We start from the raw sequence: 25,404 nt of genomic DNA on the forward strand, positions 1-25,404 counted from the left end.
ATCGGGAACATTTTTCACCACGAATTTCCCGTAAAAGCAAAATCCCCGTACACGAACATGTACGGGGCCAAATTACGCACGACGAAATAAGCGTTAAAAAGGAGATTTTTTAACGCAAACCTTCCTTCTCCCATCCAGACTTTAACTGTCGGCTTTGGAATTTCACCAAATCCACCGTTTTCGATTGAATCGAAAACGGGTCACGGGCTTAAGAGGGCATCCTCTATCACCGCCGGTTAGGAATTTCACCTGACCCCGAAGGAAAAAATATTAAATTATTAATCCCATTTAGTAACCTTAAGTTATCAAAAGTGAACTGTGATCTATATTTTTGGCAGGTTTAACTTTTTGGTAATAGTCTTTAATTACCTTTAAAACCCTACCATTTTCGATATTTCCCTACCAAAATCATACCACACATTTTCCCTTTTGATTGACTAGAATAATATCATTTTAATAACAAAAAAGCAAGGTGTTAAATCCTTTGCTTATCATTTGTTCATTTGTTTTGACACTATCATGCCTCACAACCTTACTGTAATCTAAAATCGGCAAATCATCTGTAAATCCAGCATTATAAATGATCCCGCCTTAGCCCATCCCATAGTCCATTCGTTTTGCGTAAAAAGACGCAATTTTCTTTATTTTAACTTTACGTTCACTTTATATCGGTTTAACAAACGGGGAGTAATCTTGTATCAAATTCAGCAGATAGGAGTGAAAATGATGTTAAAGAAATGGCGAAAGAAGAAACGTCTTCTAGCCGGAGTTACTTTGAGTACGCTGCTTCTTGGTTCTGCCGGTGCGTATGCCGCGAAGGTGAGCGGATTTGGCACCAATCTTGTCGGTGAACAAGCAAATGGTTCCGTTCAAACTCCGGTGAACCAGCTGATCACACCGGCTGGAAAGCAAATTGAATTTGGCGGCAACCCAATCTCCGTTGCGATTAATCCAAACGGAAAAACTGCAGTAACGATTGTCGGCCGCAGTGATTACGGCGGTAAAGGAATTAACGTGATCGACCTTGCCAGCGGAACGATGAAAGCCCAGGATATCAGTTTAGGTCTTTCCCATATGTGGGGCTTGGCCTATTCAAAAGACGGCAGCCAGCTTTATGCAACTGGTTCATCGGGCTCAACCGGTAAAGTAGTCGTCTTATCAGTCGCTCCGGATGGCACTCCGGCAGTGCAAAAAACAATTAATCTTCCAACAGCATCTGTCGGCGGAAATATCAATCCGCTTGACATCGCGATTGCCCCGGACGGCAAGCTGCTTGTTGCTTTAAACCGTGACAACAGCCTTGGCGTCATTGATCCGCAAACAGGTACACTCACGAACAAAATTACAGTTGAAAATGCTCCAACCAGTGTTTTAGTAAACGGCAACTTCGCCTACGTAACCAACCAAGGCGGCCGCAAAGCACAGCCGGGAGACACGACAGTTGATTCTTCCGGAACTCCAGTGGTAACCGATAAAACGGGTGCGACGACAACAGGAAGTGTTTCCGTCGTTGACCTTTTGACAAACACAGTTGTCAAAAACATTCCGGTCGGCGTGCAGCCTGAACGGATGACATTATCAGGCCAATATCTATTCGTTGCCAATACGAATAGTGACACGGTTTCAGTTATTGACACGAAAACAAATAACGTCGTCCAAACGATTGACATTAAACCGTATCCGAATGCACCTAAAGGTTCCGCGCCAAATGCGGTTAAAATGGTCGATGGCAAGTTAATGGTCAGCCTTGGCCGTGTCAATGCGATTGCCGTCTATGACTGGAAAGGACCGGATAAAACGCCTGAATTACAGGGCTTATTACCAACAGCATGGTTCCCGGTAGATATCGCCGTCGATTCCGTTAATAAAAATCTCGTTGTTGCCAATGCGGATGGAATCGGTTCCCGCGGACCAGCACGCAACTTAACAATTCAAGGAATTACCGTTAATGGCCACTCCTCCTATGCGCAGGTAGGATCGCTTTCCTTGATTCCATTCCCTGATGCAGGTGCTCTTGCAAAAGGAACAAAGCAGGTATATGAAAACAATAACTGGTACGGTTTAAAGAATCTAAACGCAAAACCGCGCCCGCATAAGAAACCTGTCGCGATGCCGGAACGCGTAGGTGAGCCGTCCACTATTAAACACGTATTCTATATTATTAAAGAAAACCGTACTTATGACCAAGTATTGGGCGACCTTGGTAAAGGAAACGGTCTGCCTGCCTTAACGCAGTTCCCGCAGCAGGTTACACCAAACTTGCACAAGCTCGCAAGAACCTTCCCGCTGCTTGACAATACGTATACTTCCGGAATCCAGTCAGCAAGCGGACACCAGTGGGTAATGCAAGGAACAAATACGGACTATGAAGATAAAGAAACCGATACAGCCAATGTAAGAAGCTATCCGGGCGGTGCAGGCGATGCGATGGCTTATGCGCCAACAGGACATCTTTGGGATCAAGCGGCAAAATATGGCGTATCCGTAGAAAACTTTGGGGAAGATACAACCGGCTTTACAGGTCCGGAACCATTTGGAACCTGGACAGACTGGTATAAAGATTACCAAATTCTTGCCGGCCTGCAAAAAGGAAATCTGCATGTACCGGTTGGCGACTACCAAGCAACAATTGATATTCCGTCCCTTGGGCCAATTACGTACAAGCCTTACCCAACATTCGACATGAATATTCCGGATCAATACCGTTTTGAAATTTTCAAGCAGAGATTTGAAGAGCACGTGAAAAATCATGACCTGCCGGCGCTGACCACGATGTGGTTGACAAATGACCATACGGCCGGAAACTCGACAAACAATCCGACGCCGCAGGCAATGGTTGCTGACAATGACCTTGCTGTAGGTAAAATTGTTGATTTGATTTCCCATAGCCCGTACTGGAAAGATTCCGTTATTTTTATCACAGAAGACGATTCGCAAAATGGTCTGGACCACGTAGACGGCCATCGTCAGCCGGCGTTTGTCATCAGCCCTTGGGTGAAAAGAGGCATAACGAACAGCCACTATTGGACAGTAATCAACATGGTGCGCAGTATTGAACAAATTCTCGGACTTCCTGCAATGAACCAAAACGATGCTGCCGCCGAGCCGATGAGTGAGCTGTTCACGAATAAGCCTGACTTTACACCGTACGACTTTGTGCCAAACCAAATTCCGCTTGACACGTTAAACGGCCAGCCAGGTTCCAATACGGCAGTCCTTGCCAACACAACGAATATCACACCGGGGGCAAAAGAGCTTGCAAAACAGTGGACAGAATGGTCGAACAAACACAAGGACGAATTTTCAGGCAAGCATGCTTCACCTGACACCATTAATGCTAACATGCTGAACCATTCTGTCTGGTATGCAACCAAAGGTTTTGATAAACCATATCCAGGTGAGAAAAAGGTTCTGACACCGGCTGAGGTAGAACAGCAGCCTGAAAGCCGCGCACCATCACCGGCGAAAAATTAATTTTGCATGACTAGGCAGGTGGCAGACTGGGGCTGCGCCTGCGGCTGGATGATGAGAGGAACCAGGCTTTTCGCGGTTTGGTTCCTTTTTTCTATGAATCTATTAACTTGGACGTGCCAAGGGAGGATAAAAGTAAAAAATGAAACGGTTATTGGAAGCAACGCAGAAACGGGTCATTTTGATGATCACGTTAATCGCCTTGATTCTTGTCTGGGGCGGCATGTCCGCGCTTCAAATCCAACGGGATTACCTGCCTGAGATCAGCAACCCTTCGCTTATCGTGACGGTCAAGGCAGACAATTATCAGGCAGATCAAGTAAAAACCCTGATTACTGAACCTATCCAGCAGGCGGTACGGGTAGTGGACGGCCTTGAGAATGTGGAGACGAGCTCGTTTAATGGCGGTGCCATGGTCAGCCTCAACTTTCCAATGAAATATGATATGAAAAAGGCAGAGGCCGAGGTATCGAAAGCTCTGGAGAGCGTTTCCCAGCCTGCCGATGTTGAAAAACCTCTCGTCACCCGGCTCAGTACCCATTCTCTGCCGATGATGAGAATCAGTCTGATGGCCGCTTCACCAAATATGACAGAAAATACGCTGCGAACAGCGATTCAAGCAGATGCTGTCAATCGATTGAAAACTGTGCCGGGCGTACAAGACATTCGCGTTTCCGGGGGTGGAACGGCCGGATATGCGGTTACCATCCGAACCAAAGATTTGCAAAAAGCGGGATTAACGGTATATGATGTAAAAAAGTCCCTCGAAACTAACAATTATACAACCGGTTTTAATGGAAAGATGACGAACAACCAAATTTCGATACCAATCCAAGTCGCGGGCTGGACGATCAACCAGCAGGATTTGCTCAAGCTGCCGATTCATGGTCAAAACGGAAAAATTGTTCCGCTTTCTGCTGTGGCCAACATATCCAACTCAATTGTCAATTTGCAGACAATTACAAGAACGAATGGAAAGCCGAGTGTTCTTTTGGATATTTTAAAAACTCCATCTTCGAATATTACCGATGTGTCGGAGCGGATTAAAAGGAAACTTAAAGAAATACCTGCTTACAAAAATAAGGATGTAAAGGTTTCTATTCTATTTGACCAGGGCGCGCAGGTGAATGCTGCTTTGAAAGACCTGATCAAAGAAGGCTTGCTTGGGTGCTTGTTTTCGATAATTTGTGTGTTTTTGTTTTTCCGTAAAGTTCGCTCGACATTGCTTATTGCCCTTTCCCTGCCAATCTGTTTACTGGCGGCAGCCGGTTTATTAAAAACGATGGGCATCAGCCTTAATCTTCTGACCGTATCGGGGTTAATTGTCTCGATGGGCAGGGTGGTCGATGATTCGATTGTCATCCTTGATAATATGAACCGAAAAGTCCATGAGGCAAAAGGTGTAAGAAGCATGGACGCGATCGTAAAGGGTGTAACGGAAATGATTCCGGCCATTGTTTCGTCTACTGCCACAACCGTGGCTGTCTATGTCCCGATTGCCCTTGTCGGCGGGATGATCAGCTCCGCATTCTCAGGGTTTGCCTGGTCGGTTGTGATTGCTCTGATCATGTCCTTATTTGTATCGATCTTTATCGTACCGGCTTTTTATAACCTTTTTTGGAAAGGGAAACCGAGTGCTGTCGAAGACGATTTAGAGCCGCTTGCCTATAAAATTTTTGCATGGGTGTTTGCGCGAAAAGGAAAAACATCTGCTGTCACGCTGGCGTTATTTTTGCTGACAGTGATCTCTGCAGCTTTTCTGCCTGTGAATTTTTTACCGGCATCCACTCAAACGGGGCAGGTCGGCGTTCAAGTGGAAATGCCAAGGAATACGGCTCTGACGGAAGTGAATGCGGAAGTGCAGAGATTGGAGGGGTTATTTAAGGCAAATCCAAAAATCACCTCTTTTTCATCGGGGCTTGGTTCCTCTTTTACCCCACAATCCGATGATGTTTTTGATGCCGGAGGCGGCTGGCTGCAGCAGCCGAACATCGCCAATATTTCGATAACGCTGAAAAAAGGGACCGATGTCAATGCTTTTATTTCTGAATTGCAAAAGCAATTAAATGGCTTGTCTGGAAAAGCGGTTTACACGGTTTCCAACGCAAGCATTGCCGGTGATGATACGCAGTTGAAAATCAATCTTATGGGAGCTGACAGCCAGAAGCTAGAGACCCTTGCGCAAACAGTCCGCAATCAGCTGAAGTTAATTCCCGGATTGGCTGTGCAGGGAGCGGCAGATGCTGAAGATCAGACCGCGCAATATCAGTTAACACTGAATCGGAAAGCGATTGAAAAGAACGGAATAAAGCTTGAAGACGTTCTCAACCGGATTCAGCTCTATGTAGCTGAAGGAACAAAAGGATCCATCTCCATTAACGGGAATACTTTCCCGGTTGTCATTCATACCGATGTGCAAAACGGTGCAACCAATGACATTTTTTCGATCATGGGCAGGGAGACTTTTTTAAATAAAGACGGAAAAAAAGTTCCTTTAACCCAGCTTGCAATCCTGACTTCTTCAGGTACACCTTTGATTCAGGAGAAGGATGGCCAGCCGTTTGCTGTTGTGACTGCCAACATCACTTCCAATGATATTGGAAAGGTAACCAGCGAAGTCAAAAAGGCTCTCGCACAAATGCCGCTTCCGGAAGGCATAAAGGTTTCCTTTGCGGGTGCCCCGCAGCAGGTGTATGAAATGATGGTTGAGATGGGATTTGCTTTATTCATTTCCGTCTTTCTGGTGCTTTTCATCATCAGTGTTGTTTTCCGCGGCTGGAAAGCCCCTCTTTCCGTCTTGCTGTGCATACCGCTCGCGTTTATCGGCTCGGTCATCAGCATGGTTATTTTTAAACTGGAATGGAATCTGGCGGCCTTTGTCGGTTTATTGATGTTGACGGGAATTGTTGTGACCAATGGCATCGTTCTTGTTGATAAAGTCGAGCGAAACATCGCAGCCGGCATGAAACTGGAGGAGGCAATTTTACAGGGGACGCTCACCCGGATACGGCCGATTTTGACAACAGCTTTCACCACCATTTTAACTTTGATTCCGCTTGCCTTTTCATCACGTACCGATACGGTGATCTCGCAAACGCTTGGCATTGTGGTCATCGGTGGTCTGGTAAGTTCTACCTTTATTAGTCTCTTCATGGTACCGATTTGCTACAAATGGCTGCATCGGAGTGCACCATTGGCAAACCAGGTTGATATAAAAGAAGCGGCTTTGAATTAAAGGAAAAAAGAGAACGATCCGAAATATGCAAGCAAATGCTGCGAAAGCATTAGAAGAAATGCTAAAATGAATCGACTTTTTTATCCTTACAGTTTTTAATAATTATTTATTATTTTCTGCCAAATTCCCTGCCAAAATTAAAACTTAAACAAAATAAAACCGGATAAACCATTATTTTTATTATTAGGTTTATCCGGATATTTATTTTAAATGAATTTCTTTTGACCCCAATGGAAATCCTATTCGATTAAACTATTCTAACATATTAAAGGTCTTAATTAAAATGAAAAAATAAAACATAATAGAAATAAAAAAATTTTTCATTTTGGAATTCCTCATGAATTAGATAAAAGATTCACCTGAATTTATTAACGGGTTCTCTTTTGGGGTGCAAAAATCAATTTCACAATACATTTTTAACGTGAATTCACACACGAATTCACGTTTTTTCTTTCCTTGAAATTACTACACTCTTTGATGTTTTTATTAAAATTCAAGTAGGATTTCGCACACCAATTCTCGAATATGGAAATAATTATTGTACAGTGTGAATTTTACTGTGAATTATCATGTGATTTTTACTGTGAATTATGAAGGAGGAACAGATATGGAGTTTTTTAAACCCAAGAAAACCCAAAGTAGTGGAAATTCGCAGAAGAAACTATTTAGAAGTTTTGTAGAACAAGTTGTAAATTTAACATTTTAAAGTAAGAGCATTTCTTTGTAATGAGAAATGCTTTTAAGGATATTTTATTAACGATAATAATATAATAAAAAACAATACAAATTTATTGCGAAACGATAAATAATATGCTAAAATCATGTTGTCCTTAAATAAGTGAGGTATATTAAATGAATGTTAAACGAGGCTCAACCACTTTCTTAAAGGTAACTATTTTTCTGGCTGGAATTGCAGTGCTTTATTTGTGTATATTTTTGGTTCCTAAGATTGGAAATTTTGCTGGAGAATTGTACCCAGATATGTCTTATTTGAAATATCTTGTTTTCATCGTGATGTATGGAGCAGCTGTTCCTTTTTACTTTGCTCTCTATCAGGCTTTCAATCTTTTACGGTATATTGACAAAAACACAGCATTCTCAGAATTATCCGTAAAGGCATTAAAGAACATAAAGTGCTGTGCTTTTACAATCAGTGGTTTGTATGTATTAGGTTTTCCGCTCTTTCGTTTTATAACGAAGAATATGGACCCTCCTTTTGGAATATTGCAACTCATAATCATTTTTGCTTCGTTGGTTATCGCCGTTTTTGCTGCTATCCTCCAACGGCTTCTACAAGAAGCGATTAACATAAAATCAGAAAATGATTTGACGGTCTGAGGTGGAGGATATGGCAATTATTATTAATATTGATGTGATGTTAGCAAAACGAAAAATGAGCGTAACGGAGCTTTCGGAGAGGGTTGGAATAACTATGGCGAATCTTTCCATTCTGAAAAATGGGAAAGCAAAAGCGGTTCGTTTTTCAACATTAGAAGCGATATGTAAGACTTTGGATTGTCAACCAGGTGATATTTTGGAGTACAAAAGCGACGAAGACACTCAATAAAAACAGACAACAAATTTATTTAACGGAAGTCGTTAGAGAATTTAAGGGATAGCCATTAAGCTATCCCTTCTTTGCGTTTATTGATGTTATTTACTCAGAGAATTCCATTGAGAATTGCTTTGATATTAGTGACAAAATATATGATGTGATTTGCAATGTTTGCGCCTCAAAACGGAACCCGTTATGAATTTATGGGAGTCTCTTTATTTCTTTTTCAATAAAGTCTTCATTCATTTCACCAATAACTCTGCTGCGTATAACGCCATCTGAATCAACAAAAAAGCTTGTTGGGTATGAAAGAACCTCATACATAGAAGTTACTTGATTCTTCTCATCCAAAAGAACCGGAAAAGTCAGACCATGATTTTCAACAAAACGTATTGGATCCTCTTTTCTTTTTTCAGTAACAGTTGAATTAACTGCAATAATAACAAAGTTTTTGTCTTTATATTTCTCATAAATCTTTTGCATATATGGCATTTCTTTCTGACACGGAGGACACCAGCTGCCCCAGAAATTAAGAAGAACTCTTTGTCCTTTGAAATCAGAAAGTTGAATTTTTTTTCCGTTTCGATCAGGAAGGGTAAAATTAAGAGTCCTTTTGCCCACGTCTATTCCTTCCGGGAGCTGTTCTGCATTTTTTATCTTCTCGTATTTCTTAATTTTTAGACTTTTCTCCTTTGTAAAGTTGTCGTGAAGCAATGTTTGATCAATTATGAATATAAGGAGAATAGCGGCTGCTAAAGCTATTATCCATTTTTTCATTTTGCAGGCACCTCGTTTGCAGGAAACATGAATGGCTATTATATTAACCAAATTTTCTAATTTATCGGCTACTTTCCATGTGTTATCGACCAACCTTTAAATTTATCGACCAATCCCATCATTTATCATACTATATTTCTGAAAAATGCGGAATTGACTTTAATGATTACGATAGCAATAACACTGGACAAGAAAACTGATGACAGCTATTTTTTCTTCCTTTCTTGACTGGTGATGAAACGACAGTATAGGTGTATTAGGATCTCTAAAATATTTTCCCCACTCAAGCGGCATCCAACCTTTTTTTAACCCACAAACGGTCTTTCCGGTTTGGTCATAAAAACGCATTTCGCCGTTTAATTCCGAACGGATCGCACAGAACATTTTTTCCTCGTCTCCTAAGACAAATTCGCCTTTCAAATCTGATAATTGATCATTCTCTATTCGTATATAAAAACCTAATAATTCATCATTTTCATAGATTTTAATAAATCCATCTTTTCCATTGCCAAGATGTATTTGTGCCGTTAATTCTCCTTTATCATTATACAGACCGTACATGCCAGGAAACAGCCTGTCCATAAAATAAGGCAAAAACCATCTCCATTTCCAAAACCGCAAGTCTTTCACTTCTCCTATTAACTTGCCGCTCGGAGCAAACAATAGCATTCTCAATGAAGGGGCTGGTAAAAAAGCAATCAACATGTCATTTGATTCAATGAATGATTCGGAACGGTTTGATTCCAAGGAATTTTCCGCAGCTTCCTCATATCTTCTCTTACCAACTAAGTAATTTTGATAACAAAAGAAACTATAAACCATAAATGGAAGAGTCATAACTAGTATTGGCAATTTGTGATCAACAACGAGCCAAATAATTAATATAAAAAACGGCGGAATACAAGCTGCAATGCTTGCATTCAATGATATTTCAGCATATTTCTTATAATATTGTTGAATATCCATAAAATAGTCTCCCTTAAGCAATTCAGATAGAGGCCTATTACCAGTCTATTAATCCACTAAGGAAAACATGAAAGTTGAAAAGTGATAAATTAAACATCTTCTATTGGAATCATGTTAAACAAGAACAAATATCTTAAGCAGAGGAAAACTGAAAAACGAATAAGAAATGATGTTATGAGGCTGGCCCATTTATGCCTGGCTCCCGTCCGAGTTACGAAAGATTGCAAAAACAATGATCAAGCAACTAGTGGTGCCCAGGCTATTCATTTTGGGTCAGCCATCTATTGAAAATGTATGAAACGAAAAGCTTCAACTAAAATATTTTATGGCTATTTTTTCTGCTGTTCGTGTAGCTAAAGCTTGAGTAGTCAAAGTAGGATTGGGTCCGCCAATTCCATTAAAATGAGCGCTATTGTCAGCAATAAAAAGCCGTTTCACTTGATACGCTTCACAATTATTGTCCACGACAAAACCCATTCGCATCGTGGATTCCATATGAGCAAACAAGTGAGATGGCCAATTGGTCAGGATAATCTTCTTCGCTCCAGCTTGGTGTAAAATATCGGCTGCAATTTTGGCAAGCTGATTTCTCTTCTGTATATCTTTCTTACAAGGTGTATACCGTACGACAGGAATTGGTCCGTGTTCATCTTTTACTGCAGGATCAATGGCCACACCATTCTTTATAGAAGGCTGATCATCGGTGAGGATCATTATGCTTAACGTATTTTTGTAATTGTACATCCATTCTTTTAATTCATTTCCTACAACTCGTCCTTGTAGATCCCAAGGGTCTGTTGACAATGGATTCTTTACAGAATGATACCCGCTTTCGCTGAACCCAAATGTTAAGGAAGAAAATAAACCTGGGCTGAGTCCAGATGGCTGCATACAGCCTAATCCCGGATAATCTAATCGCCCTCCTGATGTAGGACCAACAAATGGATTCACATTCTGCTGCCCCAATATGCCTATGAGATCCTTTTCATCAAATACACCGGTTACCCAATCCCAATAATGGTTAGTTAATCCCCGTCCAACCCACGGATTATACGGCAATTGTGAATTTAGCCAGAGTCTTGGGCTTTCAATAGAACCAGCTGCCATGACAATCACTTTCGCGTATAATTCTCCGGATTCGCCTGTCCATGTATCTCTGTACTGAACTCCGATTGCCCGGATGCCATCATTTGAATGATTTTCCGTCAAAATCTTGGTTGTATATGTATTAGGTCGAATTTCTACTTTTTTGGTTTTTAAGGCAAGAGGGACATAACTTATGTTGGTAGAGCGTTTAGCCACTTTATCAATCGATGGTCCATGTGGACAGCCATTCACACAATGACCGCAAAGCGTACATCCCTCCAATTTTGATAATTCATCCAGACCGATATTGGAATCCATTAACCTTTCATTTGGATGCAGGATTGCACTTGGCTGCGGGCGGTAACCTGGAGAAACAGGATTTAAAGTATTCAGCATAGACCAACCCGCTTTTTTCGCACCATAAAAAAATAATTCTTCCTTTGCAGTTGTTGGAGCAGGCCGAACTGGCAATATATCTTCTACTTTTTCATCGTAGGGAATCAATTCCCGATAGGAAATAGGCCAGACATCATCAATAGCTATTGAAAAAGCTCGAGGTGAGTTTGCCCAGTAATGTTGTGTTGACCCTCCTACGCCAGCCGATTGCCAAATCACACCGTTTTTCGGAACATTCCGGTGCCATGCCGGGCGGCGGCGATCTGCTGGTCCCCAGCGAAAACGGCCAAATTCAAAAGAATTCATTGTATGATCATGCTTTGTATATTGTGAACGCAAGAGATTTATATCTAAATCTTCGACATTGGAGCTGCTGACTGATCCGCGTTCTCGATTTGGATTGGTCCATTTTTTATTCCCATACCAAGGACCGGCCTCAAGGATGATGACGTTGAACCCTAATTCTCCCAATTCCTTGGCTGCAACAGCTCCGCCCCCACCAGCGCCAATTATGATGACATCCGCATCTAGACTCATTATTCATCACACCTATTCTGAAAATTTATCAACTAAAAATCCTCGAACTGCCCGATAACCAAATGATGGACCCGGATAATTCAATCTTTCCCATATAAAGTGCTGTCTTTCTAAGCGGTGATCCTCAGGATAAGCTAATCGTGTTGATCCAAAAGAAAACCATTCTGAATAATAGCCAAACAAAACCATTTGATGGAGAGAAGTTACGACATTCTTTATCAAACCAGCATTGTTTCGAAATGGAGAAGGGAGAATTTCTAAGTCAACTTGCAGGTTTTCTAACAAACTAATTGCTTCAAACCGATCATCATGTGATAGAGCTGCAAATGGACCGCCATCCGGATAGGTAGAAAAATCGGGAGGTACTTTTACATATCCGGAAATAATCAGTTGAAAAGCTGCTATATCAAGTATTTTGGCAGTTTGAGCAGATAATGAGACGGTTTTCGTACTCAAGTCTCCTTGGATAGAAACATAATGATCCAATGTCCAAACAATGTAGTCGTCTAGCCGCAAATCCAAAGCTTCTAAGGTTGATGGGATCATCACATCCGCAAAAGCCATAAAGGTTGCTTTCGTATGAGGAATGCTGACAGTTTCAATCATTTGTAGCGGCAATTTGATTGCGGTGGATACAGATGAGGAAGATTGTTCTGCAGAAACCAGGTTTGTCATTATATTTTTTACTTGCTCCAAAAAATGTCCTCCCTGCGGATGACCGGATATCAAATTTTCATCCATACGTAACTTCCTCCTAATTTCTAAATGTAATCTTACATATAAAATGAAACCATTGAAAACAATTTTAAGTGTTTTTATTTTTAGTGTACCGATGACAGTCGTTCATGTTTGGCTTGAAAGAAAAACTCAATTAATTGAATATAGTAAACGATGGAGATGGTTTCATACTTTTTCGATTCTTACAATGACGTTCTGGTTATCACGAGCTTTCATTGCTTCCATTGAATTTTTAAATCAAAAAAGAAAAAGATGCGTATAGATTCCCTCTATGAGCCATAATCATTAGATTAAACACCCCATTTGCAATATACTTTTTCATAATGTTGCAAAAGAAAAAACCCCACAACATGCTCGAATGTTGTAGGGCTTTTTTATGAATACATAACAATCCTTAGCTTTTAAGTAAGCATCCATGAAAAAAACTATAAAATTCTAAATACGAACGGAATGCGGTATTCTTCCCCTTCATATGCTTTAATCGCCGCAACGATCGTAAAGACAACTGTTAAAATCCCAACAATCCATATCGTAACAAATCCAATTAAAACCAGCATAAGCAGCAAGCTGATGATAGAATAAACCCCGTATGAAATCAAAAAATTGAAATATTCCCTTCCATGATAATCCACAAAAGACGATTCATTCTTCTTTAATAGCCAGATTATCAGCGGTCCGATAAAAGTTGTAAAAAAGCTGCTTACATAGATCGCAGCAGCCAATAGTCTTTCCTCATTGGCCGGTATTTTTCCTTCCATTTATCCATCCTCCATTTACGAATAAAGTTAGTTTTATCTACCAATATTTACGTCAGACATTTTATAAAGTTTCGTTTTTTTTCGAAAGCCAATTCCATGTTCTTGTTTTGGACAACTTGAATACATATTGATATAGACAGAATTGACAAAAGGGTGATACACGATGATGTCTAAATTGCAGGCATTTATTCTTGGAATTATACAAGGATTAACAGAATTTTTGCCTATATCCAGCACCGGCCATTTATACTTAGGAAGGCATCTGTTCGGGCTTGATGAAGCAGGACTGTTTCTAGACACAATGCTTCATGTTGGAACATTGCTCGCAGTACTTATCATTTACAAAGACGAATTAGTAAAAATCATAAAAAATCCATTCGGAAAACTTTCTATGCTGCTGATCGTTGGAACCATACCTGCCGTGGTTGTCGGTTTTTTATTCAGCCATTTATTTGATTCGATTTCAAAAACAGGGATTACGGTCGGTTGGGAATTTTTATTCACAGGATTCATTCTCTGGATGGCAGATGGAATGAAAAATGGTTCAAAAAGAATGGAAAGTATTGGATTTGGTGATGCTCTATTTATCGGATCGTTTCAGGCTGCAGCCATCTTCCCTGCCGTTTCCCGTTCCGGTTTAACGATAGCCGCAGGGCTTTTCCGAAATTTAGACCGTGAAACCGCAGCATACTTTTCTTTTTTACTGTCCATACCAGCGATTGCTGGAGGAATCGTCCTCCAATTTGCAAAAATGGCGAGCGGTCATATTGAAGCAGTTTCATTCAGCAGCTTGTTCGTCGCAACGTTAACTTCAGCGCTATTTGGCTATGCAGCTGTCGTTTGGATGATCAATTTTCTCAAAACGAAATCATTAAAAATTTTTGCCGGATACGTATGGATTCTCGGTTTCACGGTTCTATTTCTCCAGTTTTTCCATATTTTTTAAATTCATATTCTTCCAAAAGTATAGGCTGAGGCTGTCTCAAAAGCCTAAGGGTCAGACCCCATAACACAATATATAGGACATAATGTTGGATAAATGTGCTATATATTGATAAATACACATGGGGTCAAACCCTAATGAGACAGCCTCATTTTTTTCGAAAAAACATTCCCATCAGGCACACGTAATTGATAAAATGGATAGAATGAAATATTAATGTATACAAGGAAAGGTACTCATGACAAAGCTTTTATTAAAAAATGCAACGGTTTATCCAATTTCATCATCACCGATACAAAATGGTGATGTTCTCATAGAAAATGGGAAAATAGCAAAAGTCGGCATTAATCTTGTAACAGACAGTGACGTGAAAATCATTGATTGCCATCAAAATTATTTGTTTCCTGGCTTTATTGATGTCCATACACATCTAGGCCTTTATGATGAGGGGACTGGCTGGGCAGGAAATGATGCGAATGAAACGGCAGAGACAATGAGTCCCCATATTCGGGCAATCGATGGCGTATATCCATTCGATCCAGCATTCTCTGATGCAGTTAAATACGGGATCACGACCGTTCATGTCATGCCAGGAAGTGCAAATGTCATCGGCGGAACAACATCTGTAATAAAAACAGCTGGCAAAAATATTAATAAAATGGTGATTCAAGAAACAGCTGGTTTAAAAATCGCACTAGGAGAAAATCCAAAAAGGATTCACAGCCACGGCAATAAAGAATCGATAACAAGAATGGGCATCATGGGCATGTTGCGCGAAGCTTTTTATGAAGCTAAAAATACGGATAATCCAGAATTGCTGAGGATTGCACCTCTCGTTCAAGCTTTAAGAAGGGAAATTCCAGTCAGAATTCATGCCCACCGTGCAGATGATATCATTTCTGCTGTCAGATTTGCAGAAGAATTTAACCTTGATCTCCGAATCGAACATTGTACCGAAGGACATCTCATTGCCGAAGAGCTTGCCGGTTTGCATTTAAAGGTTTCTGTTGGACCTACTATGACTCGAAGATCAAAGGTGGAATTAAAAAACAAAAATTGGAAAACGTACCAGGAACTTACGAACCATGGTATCGAAGTATCCATCACGACCGATCATCCATATACTCCCATTCAATATTTAAATGTATGTGCTGCTATCGCTGTCCGTGAAGGATTATCCGAGCAAAAAGCCCTTGAAGGAATAACACTTACTGCTGCCCGGAACTTGCGCGTTGATGATCGTCTCGGCAGTATTGAACCGGGAAAAGATGCAGATCTCGTATTGTGGAATCACCATCCATTTCATTTTCTTGCAAAACCAAATTGGACAATGATAAATGGAAACTTTGTTTATCAAGAAAGTTAATTTTTTGTTGAAATTTGTTAAGAAATATCCACAAAAAATTAACAAAATACCCATTTCTTTTTTGATTTTTTTTTAGTATTATACGGTCAGTAAGATGTTTTTTATTCGAAATAAATATTTTAGTACAATAATAAAATCATATCTTAAATCTAGGGAAGGCAAATGGTGCGCCACCAGGGTTACCTGGTTCTAGTGGGTTCGATTCCCACCCCGAAATTTTTTAGCAACATTACAAAAAATTTCGAGGGTGGGCCGAATCCTCATTTGGCATGGAATCGGACTGTCCTCAAATTGGAGGGATAAAAATGCTCAAGAAGCGCGATCTGCAAGACTGCCAAACATTGTATCATCTAATGACGCACCCGGATGTCTTCCCTTTTGTGCGTCAAAAAGCATCTTCTTATGAAGAGTATCTTTTTATAACAAAACAGACAATGGAAGCAGAAGAACGCGGTGAAATCATTTCACGGACAATTCTTGACGAATGGGGCACTCCAATTGGGACGATCAGCTTGTTTGATATTGAGGACAATGCCGGTTTTTTAGGAACCTGGCTGGGAAAGCCATACCACGGAAAAGGATATAACAAGATGGCAAAAGATGCGTTTTTTGATGAGCTCTTTTATGAACTCGGGATCGAAACGATTTTTATGCGGATTCGAAAAAATAACATTCGCTCACAAAAAGCAGCTGAAAAGCTCCCGTATGTTATTTCTGCAAATGAAACTAGAAAGTCACTCTATGAACAATTAAATGCGGCCGGGAATAATTACAATTTATTCGAAATACCTAAAGATCAATATACCCTTCATGTAATGCGAAGTGGCACACCTGATCAAGAATCGTCACAATTACTGGAAGCTTAATAAGAAAACTAAGGGGCTAACTTATAAGGGTCTGACTCAAAGGGGTCTGACCCTCTTTTAATGCGTTAAATTGGTGAGGGACTGTCATTTTGCATAAAAGGTTTACTTCGAATGTCAGTTTATAATCCGTTACTATTCGAAAGATGTGTTATAATTCTTTCGGAAACCGAATAAAAAAAGAGGACGTAAAAATGAACCAAACCTTTAACAAAAAGCAAAAATTAAAGCAACTATTTAACATTTTAATCCCAATATTAATCACTCAGCTCAGCATGTATTTTATGACTTTCTTTGATACGACGATGGCCGGCCATTACAGCCCGAATGATCTGGCGGGAGTAGCTATCGGATCTTCTCTCTGGGTTCCCGTTTTTACAGGGCTAAGCGGAATTTTGCTGGCCATCACCCCGATCGTCTCCCAACTTGTCGGAGCGAATATCAAAAAAGAAGTATCTTTTTCTGTTATTCAGGGGGTATATTTAGCCGTATTCATGGCTTTTGTCGTTTATTTAGCTGGCGCATTCGTATTGAACCCTATCCTGAATGGAATGCAGCTTGAGGATAATGTCAGAGAGGTAGCACGAGAATTTCTATTTGCATTAAGCTTTGGCATGTTTCCCTTGTTTGTGTATACCGTTCTCCGCTCTTTTATCGATGCACTTGGAAAAACAAGAATAACTATGATTGTGACCTTAACGGCTTTACCGATCAATGTTGTTTTTAACTATCTATTAATCTATGGAAAGTTCGGTTTTCCGGAACTTGGCGGAGTGGGGGCCGGCTATGCTTCAGCAATCACTTATTGGATAATTACATTCATAACTGTTTTTATTATCATAAAAAATGAACCGTTTTCCAGTTTTGCAGTATTCCGCCGGTTTTACCCCATTTCTTTAAGCAAATGGAAGGAAATCTTAAAAATTGGGGTTCCTGTAGGATTTTCCATATTCTTTGAAACTAGCATTTTTGCAGCCGTAACTCTCTTCATGAGCAAATTTGACACGGTTACGATCGCATCCCATCAATCAGCATTGAACTTTGGTTCTTTATTATATATGGTTCCGCTCAGCATCTCCATGGCACTTACCATTGTTGTAGGTTTTGAAGTAGGAGCCGGGCGGTACAGTGACGCAAAAGAATATAGCTGGCTCGGTGTTTCCTTTGCTGTCATAATGGCTTTTGTTTGCGGGCTTATATTGCTTCTTTTTAGAAATAATATTGCTGGAATCTATACGAATGATCCACATGTTTTAAAATTAACAGCCCATTTCCTTTTGTATGCAATGTTTTTCCAGCTGTCAGACGCTATCCAGACGCCTGTTCAGGGTGCATTAAGGGGCTACAAAGATGTAAACATTACATTTTTGATGACGCTTGTCTCTTATTGGATAGTCGGCCTTCCATTAGGCTATTATTTAGCTAATTTTACTGCCTGGAGAGCTTTCGGGTACTGGATCGGATTAATCAGCGGACTGGCTGCATGCGCTATTTGTCTGGGAAGCAGACTTTACTACATTCAGCAGAAAAAATTTAACCCAAAGCTTCAAAAATAATCCCGCCACAAAAAACCGGCTGCTGAATTGCAGCTGGTTTTTTCCTGATATTAAGGTATTTATGTACTTACCAATTCTTACTCATAATAAATTTTGCTGAGAACATCTTTCCCGCCTGTTACCGATATAATACTGCCGGTAATGAAACTTGACTTTTCATCTGCCAGAAAAGAAATAACTCTTGCAATATCTTCTCCTGTTCCCGGTCTTCCAACCGGAGTGAAAGAATCGCGGACATTGATTGCGTCCTTGATGTCTTTTTCCTTCCATTCACCGACGATATCACCCGGACAGACCATATTCACTGTAATTCCGCAATCAGCTTCTTCAAGAGCAATGGTCTTTGTTAAGGAAGCAAGCCCGGTCTTTGCCGCAGCAAATGCCGACCTATAAATCCAACCCGGAGCTGTTTCTACACGGTCAAAACCGATGGTAATAATTCTTCCCCATTTTTTTTCTCTCATTTTAGGTATGATCAGTTTTGATAAATAAAACACTGCACTTAAATTTCCATGAATTAAATAGTCCCATTCTTCAAACGAATATTCCGTCATCTTCTTCCGTTCATGTATGTATGGTCCTGCATTATGGATAAGGATATCTACACTCTCAAACACCTTAAAAACTTCTTCAGTTAAATTTTCGCATTCATTCCTTTTCGAAATATCTCCCTTAATCGCAAAGTTTTTCGTCCCATATTGTTCAGTCAGTTGTCTCGCTAATGCAACGGCCCGATCCTCATTCGTTCGGTAGTTAATTATAATATTAACCCCTTTTTCAGCAAGTTCGGCAGCTGTCCGGCTTCCAATCCCGGCAGCTCCTCCCGTTATCAAAGCAGTTTTTCCCTTCACAAAGATACCCCGCTCTATTTTTATTTTTCTTTACCAATACTATAAGAAATTTTAATGGCGATTTGCAAATATTAAGAAGTTAGTTTAACGGGTAGGCTTTTTCATGCATAAATTAAAGAAAAAGAACCATGCAACGGCCAATCAGTTTTCATCGAATTTCTGTTGTGAAAGGATGAAAAAGAATGTTTCCGTGGAATCTATTTCCATTTAATAAAGATATGAAAAATATGATGCAGCAAATGAAGCCAGAAGAGATAGAAAAATATATAAAGGATTTGATGGGCAAAATGTTGCCTCCAAATATGCAAGGAATGATAAACCCATCTGATATCTTAAATAATTTTCATACCGGAGGCAATGTTTCACAGGCTTCCTCAAATCCAGGCAAGTTCCAATCGGATGTGTTTGAAACCCATGATGATGTCTACGTAAGGATCCCGATAAAAGATGAAGACTGGCTGAAGAAAATCCGCTTGTATCATACTTCTAATCAAATGATTATTGAGCATATTCCGAACTCAAATGATAAACATACGATCACATTGCCTGCAGTCGTAAAAAAGAAAGGGGCTAAAGCAAGGCATAGAGACGGTATGTTAGAAATTAAAATTCCTAAAAGTATCGACATCCAGTTTTCAGAAATTGACGTCACAGAAACTCTTTAGACTCCTTTGTTTTAATCGAGTAGGAGGGGGTGACTAACCCCCGACCTCTCACACCACCGTACGTACCGTTCGGTATACGGCGGTTCAATTAAGTATGACGTAGAAAATGATATCTCTCGAATAGACTTCTTAACCCTTGATGACTCCAGTAGGAGTTATCGAGGGTTTTGTGTAGAATGGGACTGCAGGCAATCCGCCAGTATTTCTTGCGTGTATTGCCCCACTCGATTGCTTTATGACTTGGAACACCTAATGCTCTAAGTTTCCGAATTCTTGTTTTAGGCGTTTTCCACTCTTTCCATAAACACATTCGAAGTCTTCGTCTTATCCATTCATCAAATTCTTTGAACTTGCTTGGTGTATCTGCCAAGGCAAAATATCCACACCATCCCATTAGGTACATGTTCAGTTTCTCAATTCTTTCCTCCATTCGATACGGTTTGGATCTGGATGTGATTTCACGGATCTTGTTCTTGAATCGTTTCACACTTTCTTTCGCCATCCGTATCTTGGGTGTTTTGTTTGGTGTAAAGCTAAAACCGAGAAACTTCCGTTTCCAAGGACGGTCTACCGCCGATTTCTCTTTATTTACCTTGAGCTTTAATTCCTTCTCGATAAAGTTAGTAATGGAGTTCATGACACGAATTCCTGCTTTCTTTGTTTTCACGTAGATATTACAGTCATCCGCGTACCGTACAAATTTATGTCCACGTTTCTCAAGTTCCTTGTCCAACTCGTGAAGCATGATGTTTGATAATAGTGGACTAAGCGGTCCACCTTGTGGCGTTCCCATGTCTGTTTCCATTACCACTCCATTTATCATCACGCCTGATTGAAGATACCGGCGGATTAACTTAAGTAAAATCCGATCTTCGATCGTTTTCGCCAAGATCCCCATCAGTTTGTCGTGGTTCACCTTGTCAAAGAATTTCTCTAAGTCTATATCGACCACCCAGCGATATCCTTCTTTGATATAGCCCTTTGCTTTCCTGACCGCCTCATGTCATCTGCGGCTTGGGCGAAAGCCGTAGCTATGTTCAGAGAAGGTCGGATCGAAGATTCTCGTTAACACTTGGGCGATCGCTTGTTGAATGAAACGATCAGTCACGGTGGGGATACCTAGAAGTCTTACTCCGCCGTTCGGTTTCGGGATTTCAACTCGACGAACGGGTAAGGGTTTGTAGGTTCCCTCTCTTAACGACTGTCGAATGGAGTCCCAGTTTTCATAGAGGTGTCTCCGTAGGTCTTTTGCGGGCATGCCATCTACTCCGTGACTTCCTTTATTCTGTTCAACTCGTTTTAATGCCGTTAGGAGATTTTCCCGTGACAAAATCAGTTCCATCAACATAGATATCCTCTCCACGTGAACGAATCCCTCTATTTGTGCCATCTTCTGCTCCACCCTCTTGAAGTCCCCCGTGGGATTCACCACTTCCTCCTTCAAGTAAGTCCTGCCGGATTGTCTGCTTCAACACAGAAGATGAACGCGTAGTGTTTCGTTCTCCTTAATTGTTCAGTCCTTCCTCTTTCGTCTCGAGCTCGAAAGAGTACTATGACCTCTGCTGACTTCTGACTGCTCAGCTATCTATCGCTAGATAGGTTACCAAGATTACTTGGCGTGCCAGTCAGATCTCCCCGGGTAAGAGTGTAATCTTTCCTTCCATCTATCTGCTTCATTTACTCTGTATCACCTTCGGCAGAAAGGGCTTTGTTTTGTTTTGCAAACTCACCCAGTGATACCTAGCCTTATATGAAGTTCGTATTCCTCAGACCGGAAGTTTGCCGTCCGCTTCCTTCAGATTCCGCGTTACCACGGACACCCTTGCGTTATGCTAACTGCTACTTCTGCCTTCACAGCTCGGGACTTGCACCCTATAGATTACACCCATGCCGGGCGCACAAATATAAAAAGAACAGCCAGGAATAGAGGCTGTTCTTTTAGTAAATATTATTTTCCGATAAACATTTGAGTCCAGTAGTTGCCGTTCGCAACGTATCCAACTCCGATGTGTGTAAAGCTTGAGTTAAGGATATTTCTGCGGTGGCCGTCACTGTTCATCCAAGCTTGTACTACTTCTTCAGGAGAACGTTGGCCCATTGCAATATTTTCACCTGCAGCACGGTATGTGATGCCGAATTGTTTCATCATATCAAATGGTGAACCGTAAGTTGGGCTGTAGTGGCTAAAGTAGCCTTTTGCCTGCATATCTCTTGATTTTTCACGTGCAACTTTACTTAATTGTACATCAAGTTTTAATGCTGGCAGACCATATTTCGCACGTTCTTTGTTTGTAAGTTCTACAACTTTTTGTTCATAAGCACTTACTTGAGAAGTTGTTTGTGTTGTTTGTTTTTTTGCAGGCTGTTGTTTTACTGGTGCTTTTACAGGCTGTTGAGTTTGACCAGTCGGTTGCTGCACATACACAGGCTGCTGAACTTGTACAGGAGATTGCTGTACTGGACAATTTATTGGTACATTCCATTGAATGTTGAAATTTTGCATATATTGTTGAAGGATTGAGTTTAATTGATCACAATTGAGATTGCCAATTTGATAGTTAACTTTTGGTTGAACTGATGTTGGACAATTAGAGGCGGCATCGGCCTTGTTTGCAACCGGGTTTGACATTAATAGTGCTGCAGCAGCTGCTACTGAAAAGATCATTTTTTTCTTCATTTATAGTATCCTCCCTGATGTTTGGTTTATTTGTGTTGTTCAACTTGCAAACTTATCATAACATACGATTTTTGTAATATTTGAGGGAGAAATTTACATTTTCATAGAATCAGATGACTTTTTGGGAAATTACAAGAAAAGAATCATTATAATTAACGCTGTAACCTTTATGAATGAAGGGCTTTTTGAAACTAACGGTAGATCTTCATTTGATGGTTCTAATTTCAACTAGTGGAAAATCTATATCTTTCCTGCCAAACATATACTAATAGATTTGGGTTGACAGGTTGTTGAAAAACGGATTCGTTTTACAATTATTACACTCGTTTTACAGAAGTAAATGTGAAATTAAGAGAATATAAAAAACCTCCACAATTTGATAGCGAAGGTCTTTTAAGAGAAAAAGTTCCAAAGCGGCGGCTCGCGGTCTCGCAGCCAGCCATCTGTTCATGATGAATATGCATGTTTCTTCAGGTAAGTATTTATAACGATCATTAACGCTCATTCAATCGTTCAGGCAGGCTTTGAATCGATTGAATGACAACGTCTAGCTTTGCTTCAATCCGGTGAAGCAAGTATAACGTGACAACAATCGGAAAGCCGACTTCACTTATGAATGGAATGATCTGTTCCATCATACTTTCTCCTTTCTTTAAATGGAAAAGGGGCGGAGCTTTGCTAACGAAAATAGAATTGGCAACCTCTTTTTTTGACAAAGAGCCGGACTCTGGCTCGAATCCGGCTCTCTTGTCTGTTAAGAGATTTCATACTTGGTTACATTTCGTTCAATGACTCTTGCCCCCTTAATGGCAGCCAAGCTGCCGTTCGATGATACAAATACGTTTGATGCGATAATTTGTGCCATCGATTGTTTAACCGTATTTGCATTAACCGGTTCTTTCGGATTGTCTATGGTCAAACGGGCGTTTTTTCCTGTATTTGTTACAAAATCAAGTTCCAGAATTTTGGCCATTCCCGCCACCTCCTTTTCATGTTAATTTTTCAGATTAACCGATGATTTGGGAACTGTCGCTCCGTTCCACCCCGCTGAGCAAATCGGCGCTAAGTGCAGCGATTGCCTGGGCAGCTTGATAAAGCTGGTCAGCCGTTGCCGATTTGGTAATATTGTTAAATGTTTTAGTTTTAAAAATCGGCTCGCCTTTCCCATCGATACCGGCTTCAAAAATAAGCCGAAGCCTTGACTCCGTCAACATTTCTTGTGCCATCCAAATCACCTCCTTTCAGACTTTATATATAAAGAAAGAAGGTGAAAGGACATGATAATGTCTAGTAAATTTGAATCAAATATGAAGTCAAGGCTCTTTTTTCGGTATAACGGCTCATAAAATCAAATAAAGACTCATATATTCATATAAGGGCTCATTTTGCGAAATTCTTCAAATAAAGGCTCATTTTGCGAAACGACAGCTCATATATCTAAAAGATTCAGGTTTAGAATGTCGCCGCCCATTAAGCAAAATTAAGAATTTCAAAATACTCCTCATCCAACATTTTGTTGCAAATCCCCCAATAATAACCGAAAACGTTATTAATCTTTGTCTTCTTGAGTTTTATGTTCCGAACTAATTGCTTAAATGCTTTTACTGCCAATTCTAGCTTGTCCTCTTCTGTGTAATAAGAAAGGCATCGAGTGCTTACATGAACAACTTTGTAGAATTCCTCGATCGTCCAGGCATCATCAAAGAAGCATTTCACAAGGTTCGTAAACGCAGAAGGGATTTTATTACTGACAAATGAAGAGTTTAACGCCATTGTACGTTTAAATTCTAGATTGATAGCTTTATTCTTTGATGGTTTCTTATTAGGTGCGTCAATTGATCCTGCTTCAGCTGCTTCTTTTAAAATAGGTTGCGATTCTTTATTTGTTGGGTATTTTTGAAAGACATAAACACTGTGACCTTGTCTGCCATTTTTGGACTGAGTATGAATGATGTGAATTAGGCCAAACTTTTTCGCTTTTCTTAACATACGTTCAAAAGTTGAACGGCTAATCCCGCCCATTTCAGAATGTTTATGGGTAGCAGATACAATTGATTGAATCTTCGCATTGCAAACCCCAGGAATCTTTGCAGAAAAGCGTACAAGCCTCTTTAATGCGATCGTTTCACTTTTTGTAAACTGATCCTTCAAATCTGTCATCCACTGTTCAAAATGATTATTGAAATCCTTCAAATCCCGAAACTGAGAAAGTTCTTTAAATTGTTCAATATTTCCCGACTTCATAAAAAAATGCCCCTTTCTTTTTTGGGGCATTAAACAAATATAAAGGATTTTTAATCAACATTTCTTATAATGCCCCTTTTACTTCTTTTCACTCGTTATATATGAAGTAAAAAAGTAAAGGGACATGGTGATGATAAAATTTAGGGAGTTTAATCATAAAGTGATTAAAAAAACGGCCGTATTACCGGCCGTTTTTAATGTCCATGATTATGGCTTTCACCCTGATTAGTATCGTGGTCCATTTCCATATTCATTGATTGATTTGAATCTTTCTCAGGTTCACTTGGATGTCCGATGACAAATTCAGCTTTAGGCATGTTATGCATGTTTCTTGCTGTAACATGGGAAATGATATAATATGTCCCTTCTCTGTTAAAACTTTTTTTAAGACGATAAATGCCGTTTTCAGCATGTTTTACTTGGATTTTTTCATGATTTTTGTCATTAGCCCGCCAAATTTCAAATTTCACATCATCTGCATCAGTAACTGCTTCTTTCCCGTATGTTACTTTTGCTTCAAAAGTAACTGGCTGATTAACCTTTGCCTTCTCAGGATTTACTGTTAGCTTGACGTCCAAAAATTTAGGTGTTTCTTGTGCTTTTTCTTGATTGTTCGAACATCCGGCTAAAACAAACGCACAAATAATCGAAAAAATTAGAACTGCTTTTTTCATCTTTAAAACCCTTCTTTCGTATTTTTCAAAAGTGTCATTTCTCTTT

23 protein-coding genes, 1 pseudogene and 1 riboswitch are annotated in these 25,404 nt (G+C 40.2%); of the genes and pseudogenes, 10 read left to right on the forward strand and 14 right to left on the reverse strand.

What is annotated here, in order from left to right:
* Positions 1 to 118: 118 nt before the first annotated feature.
* A riboswitch (FMN riboswitch) is annotated at positions 119 to 267 on the reverse strand.
* A 459-nt stretch (positions 268 to 726) separates the two neighbouring features.
* From BMMGA3_RS09520 to BMMGA3_RS09535, 4 genes are all read left to right on the forward strand, one after another.
* Positions 727 to 3,474 carry a bifunctional YncE family protein/alkaline phosphatase family protein gene (locus tag BMMGA3_RS09520; protein ID WP_004434872.1) on the forward strand — a complete coding sequence of 916 codons (2,748 nt, stop codon included), beginning with the start codon at positions 727 to 729 and terminating at the stop codon, positions 3,472 to 3,474.
* Between the two features lie 139 nt (positions 3,475 to 3,613).
* Positions 3,614 to 6,706 carry an efflux RND transporter permease subunit gene (locus BMMGA3_RS09525; protein WP_004434876.1) on the forward strand — a complete coding sequence of 1,031 codons (3,093 nt, stop codon included), beginning with the start codon at positions 3,614 to 3,616 and terminating at the stop codon, positions 6,704 to 6,706.
* Positions 6,707 to 7,558: 852 nt separating this feature from the next.
* Positions 7,559 to 8,044 carry a DUF2975 domain-containing protein gene (locus tag BMMGA3_RS09530; protein ID WP_004434880.1) on the forward strand — a complete coding sequence of 162 codons (486 nt, stop codon included), beginning with the start codon at positions 7,559 to 7,561 and terminating at the stop codon, positions 8,042 to 8,044.
* Positions 8,045 to 8,054: 10 nt separating this feature from the next.
* Positions 8,055 to 8,273, forward strand: a complete 219-nt coding sequence (locus BMMGA3_RS09535; protein ID WP_004434885.1) for a helix-turn-helix domain-containing protein — start codon at positions 8,055 to 8,057, stop codon at positions 8,271 to 8,273.
* A 189-nt stretch (positions 8,274 to 8,462) separates the two neighbouring features.
* Here the strand turns inward: BMMGA3_RS09535 and BMMGA3_RS09540 are convergent, their stop codons facing one another.
* The 4 genes from BMMGA3_RS09540 to BMMGA3_RS09555 all read right to left on the reverse strand — a co-directional run bounded on the left by BMMGA3_RS09540 (position 8,463) and on the right by BMMGA3_RS09555 (position 12,764).
* Positions 8,463 to 9,038: a peroxiredoxin family protein gene (locus BMMGA3_RS09540; protein ID WP_004434888.1), complete on the reverse strand. Its 576-nt coding sequence runs from the start codon at positions 9,036 to 9,038 to the stop codon at positions 8,463 to 8,465.
* Positions 9,039 to 9,197: 159 nt separating this feature from the next.
* On the reverse strand, positions 9,198 to 10,004 hold the full coding sequence (locus BMMGA3_RS09545) for a hypothetical protein (RefSeq protein ID WP_004434889.1): 807 nt from the start codon (positions 10,002 to 10,004) through the stop codon (positions 9,198 to 9,200).
* A gap of 309 nt (positions 10,005 to 10,313) precedes the next feature.
* Entirely contained in the window at positions 10,314 to 12,023 is a 1,710-nt protein-coding gene (locus BMMGA3_RS09550) for a GMC family oxidoreductase N-terminal domain-containing protein (RefSeq protein WP_004434892.1), read from the reverse strand.
* 12 nt (positions 12,024 to 12,035) lie between these two features.
* Positions 12,036 to 12,764 carry a hypothetical protein gene (locus tag BMMGA3_RS09555; RefSeq protein ID WP_004434895.1) on the reverse strand — a complete coding sequence of 243 codons (729 nt, stop codon included), beginning with the start codon at positions 12,762 to 12,764 and terminating at the stop codon, positions 12,036 to 12,038.
* Positions 12,765 to 12,807: 43 nt separating this feature from the next.
* Between BMMGA3_RS09555 and BMMGA3_RS18650 the strand changes: the two genes are divergently transcribed.
* On the forward strand, positions 12,808 to 13,023 hold the full coding sequence (locus BMMGA3_RS18650) for a CBO0543 family protein (RefSeq protein WP_318533203.1): 216 nt from the start codon (positions 12,808 to 12,810) through the stop codon (positions 13,021 to 13,023).
* A 163-nt stretch (positions 13,024 to 13,186) separates the two neighbouring features.
* Here BMMGA3_RS18650 and BMMGA3_RS09560 read toward each other — a convergent pair whose 3' ends face one another.
* Complete coding sequence (locus tag BMMGA3_RS09560; RefSeq protein WP_004434905.1) at positions 13,187 to 13,519, reverse strand: DUF4870 domain-containing protein; 333 nt, start codon at positions 13,517 to 13,519, stop codon at positions 13,187 to 13,189.
* A 166-nt stretch (positions 13,520 to 13,685) separates the two neighbouring features.
* Between BMMGA3_RS09560 and BMMGA3_RS09565 the strand changes: the two genes are divergently transcribed.
* The 4 genes from BMMGA3_RS09565 (at position 13,686) to BMMGA3_RS09580 (ending at position 18,247) form a co-directional block, all read left to right on the forward strand.
* Complete coding sequence (locus BMMGA3_RS09565) at positions 13,686 to 14,465, forward strand: undecaprenyl-diphosphate phosphatase (RefSeq protein ID WP_004434908.1); 780 nt, start codon at positions 13,686 to 13,688, stop codon at positions 14,463 to 14,465.
* 235 nt (positions 14,466 to 14,700) lie between these two features.
* A complete protein-coding gene (locus tag BMMGA3_RS09570; protein WP_004434910.1) occupies positions 14,701 to 15,828 on the forward strand; it encodes an amidohydrolase in 1,128 nt (375 codons plus the stop codon).
* A 305-nt stretch (positions 15,829 to 16,133) separates the two neighbouring features.
* A complete protein-coding gene (locus BMMGA3_RS09575) occupies positions 16,134 to 16,694 on the forward strand; it encodes a GNAT family N-acetyltransferase (RefSeq protein WP_004434912.1) in 561 nt (186 codons plus the stop codon).
* A 191-nt stretch (positions 16,695 to 16,885) separates the two neighbouring features.
* The gene (locus tag BMMGA3_RS09580; protein ID WP_004434914.1) at positions 16,886 to 18,247 is read left to right on the forward strand and encodes an MATE family efflux transporter; all 1,362 of its coding nucleotides are present in this window, start codon (positions 16,886 to 16,888) and stop codon (positions 18,245 to 18,247) included.
* Between the two features lie 77 nt (positions 18,248 to 18,324).
* Here BMMGA3_RS09580 and BMMGA3_RS09585 read toward each other — a convergent pair whose 3' ends face one another.
* A complete protein-coding gene (locus BMMGA3_RS09585) occupies positions 18,325 to 19,098 on the reverse strand; it encodes an SDR family oxidoreductase (protein WP_004434916.1) in 774 nt (257 codons plus the stop codon).
* A gap of 182 nt (positions 19,099 to 19,280) precedes the next feature.
* On the opposite strand from BMMGA3_RS09585, the gene BMMGA3_RS09590 reads away from it, so the two are divergent.
* Positions 19,281 to 19,763, forward strand: a complete 483-nt coding sequence (locus BMMGA3_RS09590) for an Hsp20/alpha crystallin family protein (protein ID WP_004434917.1) — start codon at positions 19,281 to 19,283, stop codon at positions 19,761 to 19,763.
* An 88-nt stretch (positions 19,764 to 19,851) separates the two neighbouring features.
* Here BMMGA3_RS09590 and ltrA read toward each other — a convergent pair.
* The 8 genes and pseudogenes from ltrA to BMMGA3_RS09625 all read right to left on the reverse strand — a co-directional run bounded on the left by ltrA (position 19,852) and on the right by BMMGA3_RS09625 (position 25,358).
* A pseudogene (gene ltrA, locus BMMGA3_RS09595) lies at positions 19,852 to 21,111 on the reverse strand (group II intron reverse transcriptase/maturase).
* Positions 21,053 to 21,238, reverse strand: coding sequence for a hypothetical protein (locus BMMGA3_RS17395; protein ID WP_003347276.1), 186 nt, complete (start codon positions 21,236 to 21,238; stop codon positions 21,053 to 21,055). Before BMMGA3_RS17395 ends, ltrA begins: the two are co-directional and overlap by 59 nt.
* A 473-nt stretch (positions 21,239 to 21,711) precedes the next feature.
* Positions 21,712 to 22,440, reverse strand: coding sequence for a CAP domain-containing protein (locus BMMGA3_RS09600; RefSeq protein WP_004434919.1), 729 nt, complete (start codon positions 22,438 to 22,440; stop codon positions 21,712 to 21,714).
* Between the two features lie 494 nt (positions 22,441 to 22,934).
* Positions 22,935 to 23,075 carry a YvrJ family protein gene (locus BMMGA3_RS09605; protein ID WP_034669229.1) on the reverse strand — a complete coding sequence of 47 codons (141 nt, stop codon included), beginning with the start codon at positions 23,073 to 23,075 and terminating at the stop codon, positions 22,935 to 22,937.
* Positions 23,076 to 23,194: 119 nt separating this feature from the next.
* Positions 23,195 to 23,413 (reverse strand): DUF2922 domain-containing protein, encoded by a 219-nt coding sequence (locus BMMGA3_RS09610; protein ID WP_004434925.1) that lies wholly within the window; start codon positions 23,411 to 23,413, stop codon positions 23,195 to 23,197.
* Between the two features lie 34 nt (positions 23,414 to 23,447).
* Positions 23,448 to 23,666: a DUF1659 domain-containing protein gene (locus BMMGA3_RS09615; RefSeq protein WP_004434928.1), complete on the reverse strand. Its 219-nt coding sequence runs from the start codon at positions 23,664 to 23,666 to the stop codon at positions 23,448 to 23,450.
* 244 nt (positions 23,667 to 23,910) lie between these two features.
* Positions 23,911 to 24,684: a hypothetical protein gene (locus BMMGA3_RS09620; RefSeq protein WP_004434931.1), complete on the reverse strand. Its 774-nt coding sequence runs from the start codon at positions 24,682 to 24,684 to the stop codon at positions 23,911 to 23,913.
* A gap of 194 nt (positions 24,685 to 24,878) precedes the next feature.
* Positions 24,879 to 25,358: a FixH family protein gene (locus BMMGA3_RS09625; RefSeq protein ID WP_004434934.1), complete on the reverse strand. Its 480-nt coding sequence runs from the start codon at positions 25,356 to 25,358 to the stop codon at positions 24,879 to 24,881.
* Positions 25,359 to 25,404: the final 46 nt, after the last annotated feature.

The sequence above is a fragment of the Bacillus methanolicus MGA3 genome, from assembly GCF_000724485.1.
Classification (GTDB): domain Bacteria; phylum Bacillota; class Bacilli; order Bacillales; family Cytobacillaceae; genus Bacillus_Z; species Bacillus_Z methanolicus_A.

Coding starts and splice junctions, on each gene's coding strand:
- BMMGA3_RS09520 (WP_004434872.1), top strand. CDS start 727: ATGTTAAAGAAATGGCGAAAGAAGAAACGTCTTCTAGCCGGAGTTACT.
- BMMGA3_RS09525 (WP_004434876.1), top strand. CDS start 3,614: ATGAAACGGTTATTGGAAGCAACGCAGAAACGGGTCATTTTGATGATC.
- BMMGA3_RS09530 (WP_004434880.1), top strand. CDS start 7,559: ATGAATGTTAAACGAGGCTCAACCACTTTCTTAAAGGTAACTATTTTT.
- BMMGA3_RS09535 (WP_004434885.1), top strand. CDS start 8,055: ATGGCAATTATTATTAATATTGATGTGATGTTAGCAAAACGAAAAATG.
- BMMGA3_RS09540 (WP_004434888.1), bottom strand. CDS start 9,038: ATGAAAAAATGGATAATAGCTTTAGCAGCCGCTATTCTCCTTATATTC.
- BMMGA3_RS09545 (WP_004434889.1), bottom strand. CDS start 10,004: ATGGATATTCAACAATATTATAAGAAATATGCTGAAATATCATTGAAT.
- BMMGA3_RS09550 (WP_004434892.1), bottom strand. CDS start 12,023: ATGAGTCTAGATGCGGATGTCATCATAATTGGCGCTGGTGGGGGCGGA.
- BMMGA3_RS09555 (WP_004434895.1), bottom strand. CDS start 12,764: ATGGATGAAAATTTGATATCCGGTCATCCGCAGGGAGGACATTTTTTG.
- BMMGA3_RS18650 (WP_318533203.1), top strand. CDS start 12,808: ATGAAACCATTGAAAACAATTTTAAGTGTTTTTATTTTTAGTGTACCG.
- BMMGA3_RS09560 (WP_004434905.1), bottom strand. CDS start 13,519: ATGGAAGGAAAAATACCGGCCAATGAGGAAAGACTATTGGCTGCTGCG.
- BMMGA3_RS09565 (WP_004434908.1), top strand. CDS start 13,686: ATGTCTAAATTGCAGGCATTTATTCTTGGAATTATACAAGGATTAACA.
- BMMGA3_RS09570 (WP_004434910.1), top strand. CDS start 14,701: ATGACAAAGCTTTTATTAAAAAATGCAACGGTTTATCCAATTTCATCA.
- BMMGA3_RS09575 (WP_004434912.1), top strand. CDS start 16,134: ATGCTCAAGAAGCGCGATCTGCAAGACTGCCAAACATTGTATCATCTA.
- BMMGA3_RS09580 (WP_004434914.1), top strand. CDS start 16,886: ATGAACCAAACCTTTAACAAAAAGCAAAAATTAAAGCAACTATTTAAC.
- BMMGA3_RS09590 (WP_004434917.1), top strand. CDS start 19,281: ATGTTTCCGTGGAATCTATTTCCATTTAATAAAGATATGAAAAATATG.
- BMMGA3_RS09600 (WP_004434919.1), bottom strand. CDS start 22,440: ATGAAGAAAAAAATGATCTTTTCAGTAGCAGCTGCTGCAGCACTATTA.
- BMMGA3_RS09605 (WP_034669229.1), bottom strand. CDS start 23,075: ATGGAACAGATCATTCCATTCATAAGTGAAGTCGGCTTTCCGATTGTT.
- BMMGA3_RS09610 (WP_004434925.1), bottom strand. CDS start 23,413: ATGGCCAAAATTCTGGAACTTGATTTTGTAACAAATACAGGAAAAAAC.
- BMMGA3_RS09615 (WP_004434928.1), bottom strand. CDS start 23,666: ATGGCACAAGAAATGTTGACGGAGTCAAGGCTTCGGCTTATTTTTGAA.
- BMMGA3_RS09620 (WP_004434931.1), bottom strand. CDS start 24,684: ATGAAGTCGGGAAATATTGAACAATTTAAAGAACTTTCTCAGTTTCGG.
- BMMGA3_RS09625 (WP_004434934.1), bottom strand. CDS start 25,358: ATGAAAAAAGCAGTTCTAATTTTTTCGATTATTTGTGCGTTTGTTTTA.